Source organism: Neomesorhizobium albiziae (genome assembly GCF_900114255.1).
Classification (GTDB): domain Bacteria; phylum Pseudomonadota; class Alphaproteobacteria; order Rhizobiales; family Rhizobiaceae; genus Neomesorhizobium; species Neomesorhizobium albiziae.
Map to the genome: position 1 here is coordinate 64,626 of NZ_FOSL01000007.1, position 16,081 is coordinate 80,706.

The 16,081-nt window shown below is 61.9% G+C and carries 13 protein-coding genes; 6 read left to right on the forward strand and 7 right to left on the reverse strand.

The features are described 5' to 3' along the window. Position 1: 1 nt before the first annotated feature. From F3H98_RS13490 to eglC, 4 genes are all read left to right on the forward strand, one after another. The gene (locus F3H98_RS13490; protein WP_149760672.1) at positions 2-2,194 is read left to right on the forward strand and encodes an acetate--CoA ligase family protein; all 2,193 of its coding nucleotides are present in this window, start codon (positions 2-4) and stop codon (positions 2,192-2,194) included. Between the two features lie 13 nt (positions 2,195-2,207). After that, a complete protein-coding gene (locus F3H98_RS13495) occupies positions 2,208-2,990 on the forward strand; it encodes a carnitinyl-CoA dehydratase (RefSeq protein ID WP_149760673.1) in 783 nt (260 codons plus the stop codon). Then, positions 2,987-3,925, forward strand: coding sequence for an alpha/beta hydrolase (locus F3H98_RS13500; protein WP_149760674.1), 939 nt, complete (start codon positions 2,987-2,989; stop codon positions 3,923-3,925). Before F3H98_RS13495 ends, F3H98_RS13500 begins: the two co-directional genes overlap by 4 nt. A gap of 131 nt (positions 3,926-4,056) precedes the next feature. Beyond that, positions 4,057-5,505: an endo-1,3-1,4-beta-glycanase EglC gene (eglC, locus tag F3H98_RS13505; RefSeq protein WP_149760675.1), complete on the forward strand. Its 1,449-nt coding sequence runs from the start codon at positions 4,057-4,059 to the stop codon at positions 5,503-5,505. Between the two features lie 34 nt (positions 5,506-5,539). Here eglC and F3H98_RS13510 read toward each other — a convergent pair whose 3' ends face one another. From F3H98_RS13510 to F3H98_RS13540, 7 genes are all read right to left on the reverse strand, one after another. Further along, on the reverse strand, positions 5,540-6,379 hold the full coding sequence (locus F3H98_RS13510) for an alkaline phosphatase family protein (RefSeq protein WP_149760676.1): 840 nt from the start codon (positions 6,377-6,379) through the stop codon (positions 5,540-5,542). A gap of 127 nt (positions 6,380-6,506) precedes the next feature. Beyond that, complete coding sequence (locus F3H98_RS13515; protein ID WP_149760677.1) at positions 6,507-8,099, reverse strand: ABC transporter substrate-binding protein; 1,593 nt, start codon at positions 8,097-8,099, stop codon at positions 6,507-6,509. A 68-nt stretch (positions 8,100-8,167) separates the two neighbouring features. Beyond that, a complete protein-coding gene (locus F3H98_RS13520) occupies positions 8,168-9,841 on the reverse strand; it encodes an ABC transporter ATP-binding protein (RefSeq protein WP_149760678.1) in 1,674 nt (557 codons plus the stop codon). Beyond that, on the reverse strand, positions 9,834-10,664 hold the full coding sequence (locus tag F3H98_RS13525) for an ABC transporter permease (protein WP_149760679.1): 831 nt from the start codon (positions 10,662-10,664) through the stop codon (positions 9,834-9,836). The genes F3H98_RS13520 and F3H98_RS13525 overlap by 8 nt, the downstream gene beginning before the upstream one ends. Before the next feature lie 6 nt (positions 10,665-10,670). Further along, on the reverse strand, positions 10,671-11,630 hold the full coding sequence (locus tag F3H98_RS13530; RefSeq protein ID WP_149760819.1) for an ABC transporter permease: 960 nt from the start codon (positions 11,628-11,630) through the stop codon (positions 10,671-10,673). Between the two features lie 14 nt (positions 11,631-11,644). Beyond that, complete coding sequence (locus F3H98_RS13535; protein ID WP_149760680.1) at positions 11,645-13,234, reverse strand: ABC transporter substrate-binding protein; 1,590 nt, start codon at positions 13,232-13,234, stop codon at positions 11,645-11,647. A 152-nt stretch (positions 13,235-13,386) separates the two neighbouring features. Continuing rightward, entirely contained in the window at positions 13,387-15,396 is a 2,010-nt protein-coding gene (locus F3H98_RS13540) for a CocE/NonD family hydrolase (protein WP_149760681.1), read from the reverse strand. Positions 15,397-15,539: 143 nt separating this feature from the next. Here F3H98_RS13540 and F3H98_RS13545 point away from each other — a divergent pair, with 143 nt between their 5' ends. Both F3H98_RS13545 and F3H98_RS13550 read left to right on the forward strand, forming a co-directional pair. After that, complete coding sequence (locus F3H98_RS13545; protein ID WP_425294842.1) at positions 15,540-15,803, forward strand: type II toxin-antitoxin system Phd/YefM family antitoxin; 264 nt, start codon at positions 15,540-15,542, stop codon at positions 15,801-15,803. Next, positions 15,793-16,074 carry a type II toxin-antitoxin system RelE family toxin gene (locus F3H98_RS13550; protein WP_149760682.1) on the forward strand — a complete coding sequence of 94 codons (282 nt, stop codon included), beginning with the start codon at positions 15,793-15,795 and terminating at the stop codon, positions 16,072-16,074. The genes F3H98_RS13545 and F3H98_RS13550 overlap by 11 nt, the downstream gene beginning before the upstream one ends. The last annotated feature ends 7 nt before the right edge of the window (positions 16,075-16,081 follow it).

The window sequence follows — 16,081 nt, forward strand, 5'->3', positions numbered from 1 at the left end:
CATGAGCCGCCTCGAACGCCTCCTCCGTCCGAAATCCATCGCCGTCTTCGGCGGCGTGCAGGCTGCCGCCGTCGTCAAGCAATGCCAAAAGATGGGCTTTGCAGGCGACATCTGGCCAGTGCACCCGACCAAGGATGAGGTCGCGGGCGTCCAGGCTTACCGGTCGGTTGATGATTTGCCGGCCTCACCGGATGCTTCCTTTGTCGGCGTTAACCGACATCTGACCCTTGAAATTATTGCATCGTTACGGAAACGAAACGCCGGTGGGGCCATTTGTTTCGCAGCCGGATTCCTTGAAACGGGAGCTTACGATGCCGAAGGTGAAGGACTCCAGGCCAGACTGATCGAGGCGGCGGGAGAAATGCCGATCATCGGACCGAACTGTTATGGCCTGATCAATTATGCCGATGGTGCCCTGTTGTGGCCCGACCAGCATGGCGGCCAGCGGCTCGCACCAGGTTCACGGGGTGCTGCGATCGTCACGCAGTCTTCCAACATCGCCTGCAATCTGACCATGCAGAAGCGGGGCCTGCCGGTGTCGTTCCTGATGACCGCCGGCAACCAGGCGCAGACCGGCTTGTCGGAAATGGCGCTCGGCCTGATCGAGGACGAGCGGGTCTCGTGTCTCGGCCTGCATATCGAGGGCTTCGACAGCGCCGCTGGTTTTGAGCGGCTGGCGGCGCGGGCCCGCGAACTGAAAAAGCCGATCGTCGCCATGAAGGTCGGCCGCTCGGAGCAGGCACGCCAGGCCACGATCTCGCACACCGCATCCCTTGCCGGCTCCGACGCGGCATCCGACTCGTTCCTGAAGCGACTCGGCATCGCACGGGTGAACTCGATACCGTCGTTCCTCGAAACGTTGAAACTCCTGCATGCCGGTGGGCCGCTTGCCGGCCATTCGCTGTCGTCGATGAGCTGCTCCGGCGGCGAAGCCTCCGTGATGGCCGACAGTGCGGAGGGGCGAAAGGTTCGTTTCCCCGGTTTGACCGACGAACACCGCGCGCGGGTGAAGTCGACGCTCGGGCCGTTGGTGGCAGTCACCAATCCGCTCGATTATCACACCTTCATCTGGAACAACGAACCGGCAATGACCGAGACTTTCACCGCGATGGTTTCGGGCGGCTTCGATCTCAACATGCTGGTGCTGGATTTTCCCCGCCTCGACCGCTGCTCCGACGCCGATTGGTGGCCGACGGTGGGGGCCTTCGAGGCTGCGCTGAAGACCAACGGCGCACGCGGGGCAGTGGTGGCGTCGATGCTGGAAAACCTGCCGGAAGAGCATGCGGCCGAATTATTTCGGCGCGGAATCGTTCCGTTGCATGGTATCGCCGAAGCGATGGATGCGGCGGAAGCGGCGGCGTTTGTCGGCGAGGCATGGCAGCGAGTTCTTACCTCTCCTTTGTGGGGCGGTCGCGCCGAAGGCGCTGGTTGGGGTATGAACGTCGACACCACCACTCCGGACCTGTGGCCCGACCCTTTCCTCAGCGGAGAGGATAAGCACGCTCTCTCCGAAGCCGAAGCAAAGGAGATGCTCGCCGAAGCCGGGCTGCCCGTGCCCAAGGGAGCGCGAGCTACGACCGTCGACGAGGCGGTGCGTGCCGCCGTTGCGCTCGGCTTTCCCGTTGCGCTAAAGGCGCTCGGCCTGGCGCACAAATCGGAGCATGGTGCCGTGAGGCTCAACCTGCGCGACGCACAGAGCGTGCGCGCGGCAGCGGGCGACCTCGCTGGCCTCGGCAGCGGCTTTCTTGTCGAGCGCATGGTGCAGGGCGGGGTCGCCGAACTGATCGTGGGCATCACCGCCGACCCGCTGTTCGGTCCAGTGATGACCGTCGGTAGCGGTGGTGTGCTGGTGGAACTTCTGAAGGACTGCGCCACCTTGCTTCTGCCGGCGGCGCGCGAGGATATTGAAGCCGCTTTGCGCGGCCTCAAGATGTTTCCGCTGCTTGACGGTTATCGCGGTCGCGCCAAGGCCGATCTCGATGCGGCGGTGGACGCTATTCTCGGCATCGCCGATTTCGCCCTGCGCAACGCTGGCCGGATCGAAGAACTCGATATCAACCCGCTGATCGTCTGCGGTGAGGGCATAGGCGCGTGGATAGCCGACGCACTGCTGGTCGGGACTTCCCTTCTCCCCGTAAACGGAGAGATCGCAGTTGATCGCAATGCTGCGCCGTTCCGGTCAGCGGCGAAGTAAAAGGAGGTATCCGGTGTCCGACGTCGTAAAAACCCGCCGCGAAGGCGCGGTTCTCGAAATCACGCTCGACCGGCCGAAGGCCAACGCGATCGACCTGAAGACATCGCGCCTGCTTGGCGAGACCTTTCGCGCTTTCCGCGACGATCCCGAATTGCGCGTCGCCATCGTGAAGACGGCGGGCGACAAGTTCTTTTCGGCCGGCTGGGACTTGAAGGCCGCCGCGAGCGGCGACGCGGTTGACGGTGACTACGGCGTTGGCGGTTTCGGCGGCCTGCAGGAATTGCGCGATATGAACAAGCCTGTGATCGCCTGCGTCAACGGCATGGCGGTGGGTGGCGGTTTCGAACTCGCATTGTCCTGCGACCTGATTTACGCGTCCGAGCATTCGAGCTTCGCACTGCCCGAAATCAGGGCAGGAACCCTGGCCGACGCGGCGACCGTAAAGCTGCCGAAACGCATTCCTTATCATGTCGCTATGGATCTGCTGCTGACCGGCCGCTGGATGGACGTGGCTGAGGCGCATCGCTGGGGCCTGGTCAACGAGGTGCTCTCCGCCGACAAGCTTGAGGAGCGTGTTTGGGAAATTGCCCGGCTTCTGGCCAACGGACCTCCACTGGTCTTTGCCGCGATCAAGGAAGTGGCGCGCGAGGCCGAGGCGATGACCTTCCAGGATGCGATGAACTGGATCACCAAGCGCAAATTCCGTACCGTCGACGAGCTGTATGCGTCGGAAGACGGCCAGGAGGGTTTTCGCGCGTTTGCCGAAAAACGCGAGCCGGTGTGGAAGGGGAAATGACCGACTACGCAAAACTCATCGACGCCGAGACCTGGGCGTTCATCGAGCGGACAAACTCCTACTACCCACCTGACACGATCGACTACACGATTGACCAGCAGCGCGGCATCTACGACCGCATGTGCCGGCAGTTCTTTGCCGGCTATCCCGAAGGCGTGACCGCGCAAACCGCCGCAATAAAAACGCCCTCGCATGACATCCCGATCCGAATCTACCGGGCGCTGCCGGAAGCCTCGGCCATCGTTCTTTATTTCCACGGCGGCGGCTTCATCCTCGGCGGCCTCGACAGCCATGACGATGTCTGCGCGGAACTTTGCCAGCGCAGTGGATACGAGGTGGTGTCGGTCGACTACCGCCTGGCGCCGGAGCACAAGCACCCTGCGGCTTTCGATGACGCGATGAGCGCCTTCGCCTGGGCTGCTGGCACCTACCGGCTGCCGATTCTTTTGTGCGGCGATTCAGCCGGAGGCAATCTCGCCGCCGCGGTGAGCCACGCGACACGCGGGCATGGGCGCGCTCCGGTTGGCCAGGTGCTGATCTATCCCGGCCTAGGCGGCGACCAGTCGACAGGTTCCTACGTCACCCATGCCGAAGCGCCGATGCTGACAGTGCGCGATCTCAATTTCTACAAGCAGATACGCGCCGGCGAGCGCGACGTTTCCGGGGATGTCACCTCCGCGCCGCTGGCCGACACGGACTTTTCCGACCTGCCGCCAACCGTCATCATCACCGCGCAGTGCGATCCGCTGTCGTCCGACGGTGAGGCGTACAGTTCGCGTATCTCAACTGCCGGCGGCAAAGCGTGGTGGTTCGAAGAGCCGGGCATGGTGCATGGCTATCTGAGGGCGAGGCACACGGTCGGTCGGGCTCGGGCCAGTTTTTCGCGCATCGTTGATGCGGCAAGTGCGCTCTGCAAGGGCGACTGGCCATATTGAACCGTTGCCGGTCGTGGTCGATCCGTAACGTCCTGTAGCACAATGTTAGGTGCCAGCCGGGTCGTCAGGGACGGCCCCCGATGTTAAGCCTGTTGCCGGGAGACCTTTAGACACAGCGACAGGAGACCACCATGCCCACTGTGCCCAACGCCAAAGGCGTTCTTCTCCCCTACAGCGGTTCCTCGGTCAGTCATTTTTCAGCGACGAATTCCGGCCCGCAACTTTTTGGCAGCGCCAGGAATGATTCGATGTGGGGCGATAGCCGGGTGAATGTCACCATGCATGGCGGGCTGGGCGACGACATCTACTACCTCTACTCCAGTATCAACCGGGCCTCGGAACAGGCCGGCGGCGGCATCGATACCGTCGAGACGTGGATGAGCTACACGCTGCCTGAAAATATTGAAAACCTTACGGTCACCGGCAGCGGGCGCTTTGCCATCGGAAATGCTGCCGACAACATCATTAGCGGCGGCTCCGGAAAGCAGACAATCGACGGAGGCCTTGGCGACGACATGCTGAAGGGCGGTACCGGAGCCGATACTTTCATTTTCGCGGCTGGGACCGGAAGCGACCTGATCCTGGACTTCGAGAACCATGACGCGGTTCGCCTGAACGGCTACGGATTCAGCTCGTTTGACGAAGTCCAGGCCAACATGGTTCAGACCGGAACCAACGTGCGGCTGAACCTCGGCCAGGGCGAAGAGCTGGTGTTTGCAAACGCTACCGTCAACCAGTTTGCTGCGAGCCAGTTCAAGCTCAGCCTCGACCGGTCCGCGCTCAGTTTGTCCTTTGCGGATGAGTTCGGCACGCTCAGCCTGCGCAACGGCACCAGCGGCACCTGGGATACGAATTTCTGGTGGGGCGGGGAAAACGGCAGCACGCTCAGCTCAAACGGCGAAAAGCAGTGGTATATTGACCATGAGTACGGGCCGACGAGTTCCGTCGATCCGTTCGACGTCGAAGGCGGTGTGCTGACGATCACCGCGGCGCGGGCGCCGGATGCGATCCGGCCCTATATCAACAACTACGAATACACGTCGGGGTTGCTGACTACCCAGGAGTCCTTTGCCCAGACCTACGGCTATTTCGAGATCCGCGCCGACATGCCGGACAATCACGGCGTTTGGCCGGCGTTCTGGCTGCTGCCGGCGGACGGCTCCTGGCCGCCGGAACTCGATGTGGTGGAAATGCGCGGGCAGGACCCGAACACCGTCCATGTCGCGGCGCATACGAACGAGACCGGCAGCCGCACGGTGGTCGGATCCGCGGTGAACGTGGCGGACACCGAAGGCTTCCATAACTACGGCCTTTTATGGACGGAGGACGAACTCATCTGGTACTTCGACGACGTCGAGGTGTTTCGCACCGACACGCCGGCAGACATGCACGATCCCATGTATATGCTGGTCAATCTGGCCGTTGGGGGTGCTGCCGGAACGCCCTCCGACGGGCTGGCAACGCCTGCGGAAATGCAGATCGACTATATCCGCGCCTATGAACTGAACGATGTGGGCTCAATTGCCGACGCAGGCCGCACCGCCAACACATGGGGCGACACGGGGGATTGGTTGATTTAACAGGACCTGCGGGGGCGGAACTGAAGGTCCCTGCCTACGCCAGAAACGGCTTCGCCCTCATGGTTGAAGGCACGGGGACACCCAACCGTGAGAGGATAGTCGGCGCAAGCTGGAGCTGGTCGAGCAGCACGTCTTCGCCGGGACCCTTGCCCTTGCCGAAATAATACAGCGCGAAATCCTGCATCTCGTCGGCGTGGCCGCCATGGTGGCCACGGTCTGTCTGGCCATGGTCGGCGGTGACGATCACCTCGTAGCCAGCCTTCAGCCATTGCGGCAGGAAAGCCGCCAGCATGCCGTCCATGGCGTAGCAGGCGTGATCCATCTCAATGCAGTCGTGACCATAACGATGGCCCATCGAGTCGAGCGTGCAGGTGTGCAGGATGCCGTAGTCGATTTCGTGGCGCTTGGCCAGCATGGTGAGCGTGGCGAAGAGGTCGACATCGCTCGGCGTCATCTGGTTCTTGCTGTTGTAGCCGGTCATGGTGTGGAAGCGGCCGTGCGTGATCGGCCCGCCCGGCTCGTCATATTCCATGTCTTCGACCAGGTCGAAGGGATAGCGGTTGAAGAACTCAGACCAGTAGGAATGGGTCACCGCGCCGGTCTTGCCGCCAGCTTTCGAAATCTCCGAGAAAAGATCGGGTTGTTCGACGCGAAAGCGGTTTTCATTTGAGAGGATGCCGTGCACCTGTGGCGGCGTGCCCGTGTGAATGGAAGCATAACAGCAAGCTGAGGTGGAAGGCAGCACGGAGCGCATCTTCCACACACTTGCGTCGCCCGACTGCACCCAGCCTTCCAGATTGCCCATGAGCCGGCGCCAGTTGCGCCAGGGCACACCGTCCAGCACGATGAGCAGGAGTTTGGTGTTCAAGGCCATGGTCGGATCCGCAACTGGATGATGGTTTCGGGTAAGCGCCTGCTACTGACGACAGGTGCTGCGCCTTTCGGTGATGGGTGCGACCCGGCGGCGGACAATTGCCGCCGGGTCGTTTCGATGTCGCCAATCAGGCGTTCAGCCAGCATTCGGCGAGCGCATAGCCGTCCATCTGTTCGCCGATGGGTGTCTTTGTGTAGCCACCAACCTTGTCAGAGGCGACCGCGTCGATGAACTCGTTGAAGAAGGGGACGATCAGGCCGCCTTCGTCGCGCATAATTACCGCCATATCGCGATAAATGGATTTGCGCTTGGCTTCATCGAGTTCGGAACGCGCAGTCAGGAGCATCTTGTCGAACTCCGGACGCTTGAAGCGGGTGTCGTTCCAGTCGGCGGTGGAAACGTAGCCGGTGGAATACATCTGGTCCTGCGTGGCGCGGCCGCCCCAGTAGGACAGCGAGAAAGGCTGCTTGTTCCAGACTTCCGACCAGTAGCCGTCGCCAGGCTCGCGCTTAATCTCGATCGTGATGCCGGCTTTGGCGCAGCTCTGCTGGTAGAGCTGCGCGGCATCGACGGCGCCCGGGAAGGCGACGTCCGAGGTGCGCAGCAGGATCGAGCCACTGTGGCCGGACTTCTTGTAGAGCTCGGCCGCCTTTTCCGGATCGAACGCGCGCTGTTCGACATCGTCCGGGAACAGCGGATACGCCCCATTGATCGGGAAATCATTGCCAACCGAACCGTAGCCAAACAGGATCGTCTGCAGCATCTGCTCGCGGTCCATGGCAAGCTTGAGCGCCATCCGCAGGTCGTTGTTGTCGAAGGGCGCTGTGTCGCAGAACATGTTGAATGGGTAAAAACCCTTGCCGGCCGCGTTCTCGATGCTCACGCCGGCAATGCGCTTGACGAGATCGACGACCTTTGGCTCGACGCGGTTGATCATGTGCACCTGGCCGCCCTGCAGCGCGGCGAGGCGTGCGGTCGCGTCATTGATGACGACAATCTCGACCTGGTCGGCATGGCCGGCCTTGTCGCCGCGCCAGTAGTTGGCGAAGCGCTCGCCGCCATGACGAACCCCCGGCTCGTTGACGGCGACCTTGTATGGTCCAGCACTGATGCCGGCGTTGGGATCGTCCTTGCCGCCGTTCGGTTGGATCGGAAGATGATAATCCGCCATCAGGTAGGGGAAGTCGGCGTCGGGACCGGCTAGGGTGAAGATGACCTCCTTGCCGCTCGCCTTGATGCCTTTGATGTTGCCCAGAATACCCAGCGCTCCCGACTGCGACTTCGCGTCGGCGTGGCGCTCGATGGTCGCAGCCACATCCTCGGCAGTCACTGTCTTGCCATTGTGGAACTCGATGCCGTCCCGCACCTTGAGCGTCCAGGTCTTGGCGTCGTCGGAGGCATTGAGTTCCTCGGCGATGAGATATTCCAGTTCATTCGTTGGCGTAAGGCGGACAAGATATTCGCCCCAAAGCTTGCCGAAACTGAATGTGACCTGGCTGAGATTGAGGGCAGGGTCGAGGCTGTTGGTGGATTCGCCGCCCTGCAGACCGGCTCTAAGGATGCCGCCCCTGACAGGCGATTGCGCGCGGGCAGCACTCGCAAGCAACGTGTTGGCGACAGCCGCCGATACGCCGAGCGCTGCAGCGCGGCCGAGAAAATCGCGGCGCGACAGGCGACCGGCAACAACACGACCGCTGAGATAGTCGAGTTCGTTGGACATACGTTTATTCCCCCTCTGGTGGTTTGCAGGTGCCGGTCAGACCGACGCTGGTTTGGTTCGTGGTGAGTTTAATTTCCGGCGCTTTCCATGCGGCGCGTCTTGATCGCCTTTTCCAGCCAGCCGATCTCCATTTCCGGGACGGAAGATAGAAGCAGTTCCGTGTAAGCGTCGAAGGGTGGCGTCAGTACCTGGCTCTTGGGGCCGTAACGCACGACTTCGCCGCGATACATCACCGCGATGGAATCGGCGATCGATTTGACGGTCGCCAGATCGTGGGTGATGAACAGATATGCGACTGCCTCCTCCGCCTGCAATTCGAGCAGGAGCTTCAGGATGCCGTTGGCGACCAGCGGGTCGAGCGCCGAAGTGACCTCATCGCAGATGATCAGCTTGGGCTTGGCGGCGAGCGCGCGAGCGATGCAGACGCGCTGCTTCTGGCCACCTGAAAGCTCGGCCGGATAGCGGTCGATGAATCCCTTGCCCATCTCGATCTTGTCGAGCAGTTCGGCGACGCGGTTGTCTCGCTCCTTGCCGCGCAGGCCAAAGTAGAATTCAAGTGGACGGCCGATGATCGTGCCGACGGTCTGGCGCGGGTTCATCGCCACGTCGGCCATCTGGTAGATCATCTGCAATTGCCGCAGTTCATCCTTGTTGCGCTCGGAAAGGCGGCGCGGCAGCGGCTTGCCGGCAAACTCGATGCTGCCCTGCTCGGGCGGGAGTAGGCCGGTGATGGCGCGCGCGAGTGTCGACTTGCCGGAGCCGGATTCGCCGACCACGGCCAACGTCTGGCCGGGAAAGATGTCGACCGAGACATTCTTCAGCACTTTGATCAGGCCGCCGCCGTAGGCGGCAGTGACGTTCTTCACCGCCAGGACCGTGCTTATGCCGGGCTTCTTTTCCCGGTGGTCGATGTGATGAACCGAGACCAGGGCGTTGGTGTATTGCTGGCGCGGCTCCTTGATGATCTGTCGTGTGTCGCCCCATTCCACCAGCTTGCCGTGGCGCAAGACCATGATCTCGTCGGCGACCTGCGCCACCACCGCAAGATCGTGGGTGATGTAAAGTGCGGCAACGCCGGTGTCGCTGATGGCGTCCTTGATGGCAGCCAGCACGTCGATCTGCGTGGTCACGTCGAGCGCGGTGGTGGGTTCGTCAAAGACGATCAGGTCTGGCTCGGAGCAGAGCGCCATGGCGGTCATGACGCGCTGCAACTGACCGCCGGAGACCTGGTGCGGAAACCTTTTGCCGATATTTTCCGGATCGGGAAGCCCCAGTTTCTTGAACAGGGCCACAGCACGTTTTTCGGCTTCCGCCCGCTTGGCGGTGCCATGTTCAAGGCAGGCCTCGACGACCTGGTCCATTAGCCGGTGCGCCGGGTTGAAGGCTGCCGCCGCAGACTGCGCGACATAACAGACCTCACTGCCGCGCAATTTGCGCAGGCCGTTGATGCCGTCCTTCATGATGTCGCGGCCGTTGAGGATGACCTCGCCGCCGGTAATCCTGACGCCGCCGCGGCCATAGCCCATCGATGAGAGGCCGATCGTCGACTTGCCGGCGCCGGACTCGCCGATCAGGCCGAGCACCTTGCCACGCTGGAGGGTCAGGGAAACGTCATCGACGATGGTAATTTTGCGGGGCGTTTCACCGGGCGGATAGATCTTCGCCTCGATCCTGAGGTTTCGGATGTCGAGCAGCGTGCCGCCTTCGCCGGTCGAGCGGCGGCGCGATGGTGCCTTAGCCATTGCCGCGGCCTCCCTTGAGATCGGTGGTGCGGTTGAGGATCCAGTCGGCGACCAGATTGACTGAAATCGCCAGGGCGGCGATGGCCGCGGCCGGGATCAAGGCCGCCGGAATGCCGAAGACGATGCCGTCCTTGTTTTCCTTGACCATCCCGCCCCAGTCGGCCTGCGGCGGCTGCACGCCAAGGCCGAGGAATGAAAGGGCGGAGAGGAAAAGCACGGCGTAGATGAAACGCAGGCCGAGTTCGGAGATCAGCGGCGACAGCGCGTTGGGCAAGATCTCGCGAAAGATGATCCAGCGAGTACCTTCACCGCGCAGCTTCGCCGCCTCGACGAAATCCATCACGTTGATGTCGACCGCGACGGCGCGGGAGAGGCGGTAGACGCGCGTCGAGTCGAGGATGCCCATGACCATGATCAGGGTGAACACGGTTGTAGGCAGGACCGACAGGACCACAAGGCCGAAGATCAGCGTCGGGATCGCCATAAGAAGGTCGACGAAACGCGACATGAGCATGTCGAACCAGCCGCCGACGACGGCCGCCGTGAAGCCGAGAACCGACCCCAGGATGAAGGAAATCGCGGTGGCTACGGCGGCGATGAAGATGGTGGTGCGGGCGCCGTAGATCATGCGGGAGAGCAGGTCACGGCCGAGATTGTCGGTGCCGAGCAGATAATCGGCCGACATTGGCTGCCAGACGTCGCCGACGATCTGTTCCATCGGATAGGGGGAGATCAGCGGCGCGAAAACCGCGACGAAAAGGAACAGGGCTGTAAGAATAAGGCCAATTGCTGCGCCGAGCGGAATGCGTTTCAGATCAAGCATGCGCCCTCATTTCGGATGCCTGAGGCGGGGATTGGCAATGATGCCGGCGATGTCGGCGATGATGTTGAGGCCGATATAGACTGCCGCGAAGATCAGCCCGACGGCCTGCACCACCGGCACGTCGCGCTTGGAGACATGGTCGACCAGATACTGGCCCATGCCCGGATAAACGAAGATCACCTCGACCACGACGACGCCGACGACCAGGAAGGCGAGGTTGAGCATGACGACGTTGATGATCGGCGCGATGGCATTGGGGAAGGCGTGGCGGCGGATGATCTCGATCGGCCTCAGGCCTTTCAGTTCGGCGGTCTCGATATAGGCGGACTGCATGACGTTGAGAATCGCGGCGCGGGTCATGCGCATCATATGGGCGAAGACGACGAAGGTAAGCGCCAGCGCCGGCAGCGCGATCGCCTTCATGCGGTCGATGAACGGCATCCCGTCATAGACGGTGGAGACGCTGGGAAGCCATTGCAGCTTCACGGCGATGAAATAGATCAGCAGGTAGCCGATGAAGAACTCCGGCAGCGAGGTCGAGGCGAGCGCGACGCCGGAGATCGCCTTGTCGACGACGCCGTTGCGGTAGCGCACGGCGACGAGCCCCATGGTGATCGCCAGCGGAATGGACAGGATCGCCGCCCAGAAGGCCAGGAAAAGAGTGTTCCACAGCCGGCCGCCGAGCGACGAGGCAATGTCCTGCCGGCTCGACAGCGCGGTGCCGAGATCGCCGGTGAGCACGCCGCCCAGCCATCTGAAATAGCGGACATAGGCCGGATCGTTGAGGCCGAGTTCCTCGCGCAGGTTGGCGAGCGCCTGCGGTGTTGCCGACTGGCCGAGGATTGACTGGGCGACGTCGCCCGGGAGGATCTGGGTGCCCACGAAGATGAGCACCGAGACCGCGAGAAGGAGCATGATGCCCAGCGCGATGCGCTGGGCGATGAGTTTGACGATTGGCGACGACATGAGCGCGAAGCCGATCAGGCTTCGAGCCAGCATTTGGCGAGCACGTAGCCGTTCATCAGTTCTTGATGTGGATCGTCGATCCAGCCGCCGACCTTGGCGCCCGTCGCGTCGATGAACTGGTTGAACATCGGCAGGATGAGGCCGCCTTCGTCGCGCACGATCATCGCCATGTCGCGATACATCGCCTTGCGCTTGTCGTTGTCCAGTTCGGCGCGCGCGGCCAGAAGCATCTTGTCGAAATCCGGGCGCAGGAAGCGGGTGTCGTTCCAGTCCGCCGTCGAAAGATAGGCGGTGGAATACATCTGATCCTGGGTCGAGCGGCCGCCCCAATAGGAAGTCGAGAAGGGCTGCTTGTTCCAGACTTCCGACCAGTAGCCGTCGCCCGGTTCACGCTTGACCTCGATCTGGATACCGGCCTTGGCGCAGCTCTGCTGATAGAGCTGGGCGGCATCGACGGCGCCCGGGAAGGCGACGTCCGAGGTGCGCAGGAGAACGGCGCCCTCATGCCCGGATTTCTTGTAGAGGAACTTGGCCTGGTCGGGATCGAACTTGCGCTGTTCGATATCGTCGGCGAACAGCGGATAGGAGGCATTGATCGGGAAATCGTTGCCGAGCGAGCCGTAGCCCCTTAGCACCTTGTCAAGCATCTCCTCGCGGTCCATCGCCAGCTTCAGCGCCATGCGAAGATCGTTGTTGTCGAATGGCGCGGTGTTGCAATGCATGATGAAGACGTAGTGGCCGGGGCCGGAGTGATTGCGGATGGTGACGCCGGGCACGCGCTTGATGAGGTCGACGATCTTCGGCTCGACGCGGTTGATCACGTGGACCTGGCCGCCCTGCAAAGCTGAGGTGCGGGCAGTCGCATCGTTAATGACGATGATCTCGACCTGATCCGCATGGCCCATCTTGTCGGCCTGCCAATAATTGGCGAAGCGCTCGCCGCCATGGCGCACGCCCGGCTCGTTCACGGAGATCTTGTACGGGCCAGCCGAAATGCCTGCATCCGCACCGTCCTTGCCGCCATTGGGCTGCACGATCAGGTGGTAGTCGGAGAGCAGGTATGGAAGATCGGCGTTCGGCTCCTTGAGCGTGAGCACCACTTCCTTGCCGTTGACCTTGATGGTTTCAATGCCCTTCATGTAGCCGAGGGCGCCGGATTTGGACTTCTCGTCCGAATGGCGTTCGAGTGTTGCAGCGACGTCTTCGGCGGTCGCCGTCTTGCCGTTGTGGAATTCGATGCCGTCGCGGATTTTCAGCGTCCACACCTTGGCATCGTCGGAGGAGCCGATCTCCTCGGCGATGCGATATTCCAGCGCGCCTTCGGGCGACAACTCGACGATCATTTCGCCCCACATCTTGCCGAAGGCGAACGGCACCTGGGTCATGAACAGTGCCGGGTCCAGAGAGTTGGTGGATTCGCCACCGACCAGTCCGGCCTTGAGGACGCCGCCCTTGACCGGTCCGGCGGCACGGGCGGCGCTTCCAAGCAGCGAATTGGCAAAGGTCGCCGTGACGCCGAGAGCGGCGGCGCGGCCCAGAAAATCACGCCGGCTGAGCTTGCCGGCGGCAACACGATGGCTCAGGAATTCCAGTTCATTCGACATGCGATGTTCCTCACTCCTTTGGTGCCGCCCTTCGGCATCTTTTACGTTATTTGTATCAGGAATATTGAACGTAAGGGAAACCATGCGGCAAGGCCGAATGCGACATTACGTGGCGTAATTTGCATGCCGCATTTGGACCAATCGGCGAGCCGTCAAATATGGTCGCGCGCGATGATTTCCTCGAAATTGCGCTGGAAGACGACCGTATCGCCTTCGAAGGCGACGATCCTGCCCGTCAAATGGAAATTTTGCGCGTCGGATCGCATTTTCGCGAAAGTTTCGGTCCTCACCGACCATTCATTTCGCGACAAGGTTTGCGTCCAGTGTGTTTCGCCCTCGGCGGAGAGCGGGTCGGCGGGGTCGATCCTCCAGACTTCCCGCGCAATGCCGCCATTGACGAGGCCGTGGTCGCTGTCACGCACTTCGCCGAAGTCGTCGACGATGCTCAGCATCACAGATCCGGTTGCCGGATCGCGATCGACGCTGCGGCTGTTGGAGCTTTCGCGAAGTGTCTCCACCTTCCAGGGCGCGGCGCCTTCCGGTTCGGGAAACGACACGTCGTCGACGATGCCAGGCGCGCGGATCGGCAGTTCGACCATGCCTGCGGACAGTGTCAGCGTGACCGGTTCGGGCGACGGCCAGACCAGCGGCCAATAGGTTGAAGAGACGGCCACACGCAGGCTGTGGCCGGCAGCGACGCGGTATGCGATGTCGTCGAGTTTCAGCACGATGTCCATCGTCTTTCCGGGCACCACCTCCTGTGGGAGTTCGTGGCTGTCGCGGTGGCAGAGATTGAGCACCCCGTAGCTGATGCGTGTCGAGGCACCGTCCGGCTGCACGTCGCAGAGCCTGACGGCGACCATGGCGCGCCGACGGTCGGCCGCGAGTTTCAGCCGGATGACCGGCGACCCCACGATATCGAGCGGGCCTTCCAGCGGTTGGGAATCGAAACGCGCCGACCTTTCGTCATCGATGCGCTGGTCGCCGGGCAGTTCCGGGCCCAGCCAGATCGCGCAATATTCACCGCTCGCCATGCCGCAGTCCTGCGGCGAGGCGATATGTGTTGCCGACAGGGCCACCGGTCCTTTCGCCAGCACACCGTCATTGCCAAGATGCAGGCGCGACACAGAAATATCGGGCGAGCCCCACCCTTCGGTGGCGATCCAGCGGCCCGGGCGCTCCTCGTACCAATCTCGCGGCGGCACCGAATCCATGACGTAGACACGCATCGCGGGTTCGGCGTCGACGCCGGTATCGACGCCTTTCAGCCAGCGGTCCCACCAACGCAGCGCCTCCTGCAGAAAGCCGATGGCCGGGTTGGGCACGGCGAAATGCGGGTATTTGTGGATCCACGGGCCAATGATGCCTTTCGCCGGCGCCTGGATATTATCGACGATACGGGCGACCGCATTCTTGTAGGCATCGCCCCAGCCGCCCACGGCGAGGGTGGCGGCCTTGATCGCTGAAAAATCTTCGCAGACCGAACCGCGTTTCCAATAGACGTCACGGCGCTGGTGCTTCAGCCAGACGGCGGGCAGGAAGGGTTCGTGTTCAAGCCGGTCGAACCACATATCGCGCCATCTGTTGTCGCCCGCCAAAGCCGGGTCCGGCGGCCGGGACGAATAAGAGAGCATCGTGGCGCCCCAGCCCATGTTTTCGTTGAGCAGCAACCCGCCCTTGTAGTGGATGTCGTCGGCATAACGGTCGTCCGTGGAACACAGCGTAATTATCGCCTTGAGTGCTGGCGGCTGTTTCGCGGCGACTTGCAGCGCATTGAAACCACCCCAGGAAATGCCCATCATGCCCACTGTGCCGGAACACCAGGGTTGCGCCGTGGCCCAGGCGATGACGTCGCAGGCATCCTGCAGTTCCTGCTCGCTGTACTCGTCCTCCATGATGCCTTCGGAATCGCCATTGCCGCGCATGTCGACGCGGATCGACGCATAGCCGTGGCCGGCGAAATATGGGTGAGTGAGGCAATCGCGCGCCGTGGTGCCGTCGCGCTTGCGGTAGGGCAAGTGCTCAAGGATCGCCGGCACCGGATTTCTATCGGCATCCTCGGGCATCCATATGCGTGCCGAGAGACGGCACCCGTCGGGCATGACGATGCCGATATCCGGGAATTCAACGACTTTTCGGGGGAAATCGGTGACGGTTTTCAAGCGGCATGCTCCACCGTCAAAGTGGCGCATATGGCGTCGACGGATGCAAGCCGGACCGGCGACGGCCAATGTCGCCGATGCGACTTCATGAGCGCATACTGCGTCCGTTGAAAAGACCTCTTTAGAGTGCTATTTAAGGTGCCGTGAAAGGATCTCCCATGACTCATACGATTCTCGCGGAAATCACCGCCAGCGTATCCGAATTGAAGAAAAACCCCATGGGCACGGTCGCTGCCGGCGACGGTTTCCCTGTCGCGATCCTAAACCGTAACGAGCCTGCGTTTTATTGTGTGCCCGCCAAAGCCTTCGAAGCGATGATGGACAGGCTTGAGGACATCGAACTCAACGCGATCGCCGACGCCCGAAAAGATGAGGAACGCATAAAAGTCGACCTCGATGAAATATGAGGTCGAGTTCCTTACCTCTGCCTTGAAGGAATGGAAAAAGCTCGACACCAACACGCGCGATCAGTTTCGCAAGAAGCTGAAGGAGCGGTGCGGGAGTCCGCGAGTACCTTCAGCGAAGCTCCGGGACTCCAAGGATCGTTACAAGATCAAGCTGCGCAGCGCCGGATACCGCCTGGTTTACGAGGTGATCGACGACAAACTGGTCGTGTTGGTGATTGCCGTCGGTAAGCGCGATCGCTTCGACATTTACGAGAAAGCGAAATCGCGCTGACGTGCGT